Source organism: Methanoculleus sp., from assembly GCF_035363275.1.
In the GTDB taxonomy this organism is placed as follows: domain Archaea; phylum Halobacteriota; class Methanomicrobia; order Methanomicrobiales; family Methanoculleaceae; genus Methanoculleus.
The window spans coordinates 168-3,696 of record NZ_DAOSET010000097.1 but is presented as its reverse complement, the minus strand read 5'-3'; the positions used below and the strand labels follow the sequence as shown (position 1 = coordinate 3,696).

Annotated in this window: 2 protein-coding genes; both read left to right on the top strand. The window is 66.7% G+C overall.

Going from position 1 to position 3,529, the window contains the following annotated elements:
* Positions 1–2,384 (top strand): anaerobic ribonucleoside-triphosphate reductase (nrdD, locus tag PLN84_RS12725; RefSeq protein ID WP_348532141.1); only part of this gene is annotated, 2,384 nt, incomplete at its 5' end.
* 85 nt (positions 2,385–2,469) lie between these two features.
* The gene (locus tag PLN84_RS12720) at positions 2,470–3,507 is read left to right on the top strand and encodes a DUF1786 domain-containing protein (RefSeq protein ID WP_292383123.1); all 1,038 of its coding nucleotides are present in this window, start codon (positions 2,470–2,472) and stop codon (positions 3,505–3,507) included.
* Positions 3,508–3,529 lie beyond the last annotated feature (22 nt).

Genomic DNA, 3,529 nt, shown 5'->3' with positions numbered 1-3,529 from the left:
CCCCCTACTACGACAACCAGATCCCCGGCTACCGGGGCGCCGGGGAGGGGATCTCCTGCTACCAGTGCCTTGCAGGCGACGAACTGGTCCCGGTCGCCGACCACGATGGCAGGATCGTCGTCAGGGCGATCGGGGATCTCTTCGATACCGCGGCGAAGAACGGGCGACGGATCGACCCGTTCGGCACGGAACTCGCCTACTACGACGGGAAGGCCCCGAGCGTCGACTTCACCACCCTGGAAGCGTCGCTCCGCCCATTCCACGGCGTGATGCGCCAGCGCTACACCGGAGACCTCCTCCGGATAACCCTGGAGTCGGGGCGGCGGATCACCGTCACGCCCGACCACCCGGTCTATGCCCTGGAAGGCGGGAGATTCGTCAGAAAGACCGCAGGAGACCTCGATATCGGCGACTACCTGCCGGTCCTGAAGACGAGCGAGTTCTGCGAGAGCACGGTTGCGGAGATCGACGTTGCCGGGATCCTCACGCAGGCCGGCCACGCCGGTGCCGTCCGCGCCTCCGGAGATGGGGTGAATACCCGGGGCGCAAAACGCCCCGGTCTCCCCCGCACCCTCGCGGTCACCGGCGACCTCGCACGGTTCCTCGGGTACTACCTCGCGACAGGGTCGAGCGAGCATGCCGGGCGGCGCTATGCGGTCCGGCTCTCGTTTGAGGGAGACGAGTCCGGGGTTGCGGCGGACGCCGCCGCCTGTATCCGTGCTGCCTTCGGGTACGAGCCGCAGGTCCGCACGTCGGCGGCGGGGACCACCGTCGTCATCACCAGCAAACTCATCTACCTCCTGGTCGACGCCCTCGGGTGCGGGTCCACCGAAGGCGACAGGACGGTGCCCGACCTCCTCTTCAACCTCGACCGCGCCCGGGTGGGTGACTACCTCGGCGCGGCCTTCCACGCGAGGACGACCTCCGGACGCCGTGCCCGGAGCATCAGGCTGAAGGCGGCCTCCCGGGATGCGGTCCAGAAGCTGGTCTGGCTCGCCAAAGGGATCGGCGTCCAGATGAGCTATGCCGAACGCGAGGCCCCGCAGAAGACCTACACCTGCAGGATCACCGCCCAGGCCCAGATCGACCGGTTCTCCGCAGAGACCGGGTGCCCGGCAGAGGTGCCGCTGGGCCGGCAGACCGATGGGACCTTCACGGACATTCCGACGAGCGGGCACGCTGCCGGGTGCACCGGGGTTGCCTGCGCAAGTAGATACCATGCCGGCGGGATGGACGGGCTCCAGGTCTCGCTCTATATCCCGCCCATCACCCGCGGGTCCGGGATAGAGCGGCTCGCCCGGGGAGACGTCCACCCGCTCCGCATCCGCTCGATCGAGCAGGTCGATCACGACGGCTACGTCTACGACCTCGTCGACGTCGCCGGCACCCATACCTTCTCGACCGCGCTCGGCATCGTGACCGGGAACTGCTGCGCTTACCAGTTCTCTTCCCTCGCCGACGAGGACGACGAGTTCGAGGACAAACTCTACTTCCGGGAGGGGAAGCACTTCTCGATGGGTTCCTGGCAGGTGATGTCCATCAACTGCCCGCGGGCGGCGTACAAGGCGGACGGCGACCAGGAACGGCTCTTTGCCGAACTGAAGTCCCTCATGGACATCGCCGTCGACCTCTACCGGATCAAGCGGCGGTGGATGTCCCTGATCCGGACGAACGGGCGGATGCCGTTTGCGATGCAACGCCCGAAGGACCCGAACACCGGCGAGCGCGGTGCGGTTGCCGTGGACCTCGAAGGCCTCGTCTACACCATCGGTGTCGTCGGTGTCAACGAGATGGTGCAGCACTTCACCGGCCACCAGCTTCACGAATCGAAGGAAACGTTCCGTCTTGCCGTCCGGGCGATGACCGAACTCGAGATGTACTCCCGTGAACTCTCGAAGAAGCACAACATGACGATCGCCCTCGCCCGCACCCCGGCGGAGACGACCGGCCAGCGGTTCGCGGTCGCCGACCTCCTCGACGAGCGGTTCCGGGACCACGCGATCAAGGTTGTCAAGGGCGACGCCGACAAAGCGCTCGATATGCTCGGCAAGACGCTCGACCTCCCCATCTACTACACCAACGGGACCCATGTCACCCCGTCGGCCCCGGTCCCGCTCACGAAACGGATCGAGATCGAGCATGTCTTCTTCCCGGTCGTGGACGGTGGGAACATCTTCCACATATGGCTCGGGGAGGCGCGTCCCGATCCCCGGGGGCTGATGGAGATGGCGATGAACCTCTGCCGGACGACCCAGATCGGCTACTTCGCCTTCACCCGGGACCTGACGGTCTCCCTCAAGGAGTACCGGGAATTAAAACCGGCCCGCCAGGACCGGGGAACCGGGGCAGGGATCTCTCCGGCGGCGGACCGGGCGGATGCCTGATCACAATCATACCTTTTTTGGCTTTCCAGGAAGATTCAGATAAGAACCGCCTGCCATGAGGCTACGGCGGTGGATGAGGCCACGAATGATCGATCTGACGACTCCATTTTTCGCCATCGACGTCGGCAGGGGCACCCAGGATATCCTGGTCTACGAGCCCGGCCGGACGATCGAGAACAGCATCAAACTGGTCCTCCCCTCCCCGACCGTGATCGTGGCGGGGAAGGTCCGGCAGGCAACCCGGGCCGGGCTCCCGATCTTCCTCGAGGGGTTCCTGATGGGCGGCGGCGCGAACACCGGCGCGATACGGGAGCACCTGGCCGCAGGCCTTCCGGTCTACGCGACGCCGGAGGCCGCCGGGACCCTCCACGATGACCCGGAACGGGTCCGGGCAATGGGTGTCGATATCCGGGCCGCTCCGCCGGGGGACGCGGTGAGGGTCCGCACCACCGACTACATGGAACCGGAACTCCGGCAGGCGCTCTCCCTCTTCGGCGTCGACTACCCGGAGAACGTTGCCGTAGCGGTCCAGGACCACGGCTACTCCCCGCACCGGAGCAACCGCATCCACCGGTTCGAGCTGATGCGGGAGCGGCTGGACGCCGGCGAATGGGACCTCACCTCGCTCGCCAGCGACCCCCCGCTCGCCGATATGACCCGGATGCAGGCAGTCCGGCGCCAGGCACCGGACGGGCTCGTCACCGATACCGGGCCGGTCGCCCTCATCGGGGCGCTCTGCGACCCGCAGGTCCGGCGCATGGCAATGACGGGAGTGACGCTCGTCAACGCCGGGAACGGACACACTCTCTGCTTCACCCTGAAAGGCAGGGAGATCCACGGGCTCTTTGAGCACCATACCGGCGCGCTCGACCCCGCAAAACTGCAGGATTACATCCGGCGGCTCGCCGACGGCACGCTGACCTCAGAAGAGGTCTTCGACGACGGCGGTCACGGGGCGGCGATCCGGAGGCCACTCAAGACCCGTGCCGTCGTCGTCACGGGCCCGAACCGGCTCCGGCTGCTGCCCGATGCCTACCAGGCGGCACCCTTCGGGGACATGATGCTCTCGGGGTGCTTCGGGCTCGCGTATCTCTGGAAGGTGTTACGGGAAGCGACGCTCTGAAAGAGCGGAGTTCGAGCACCGT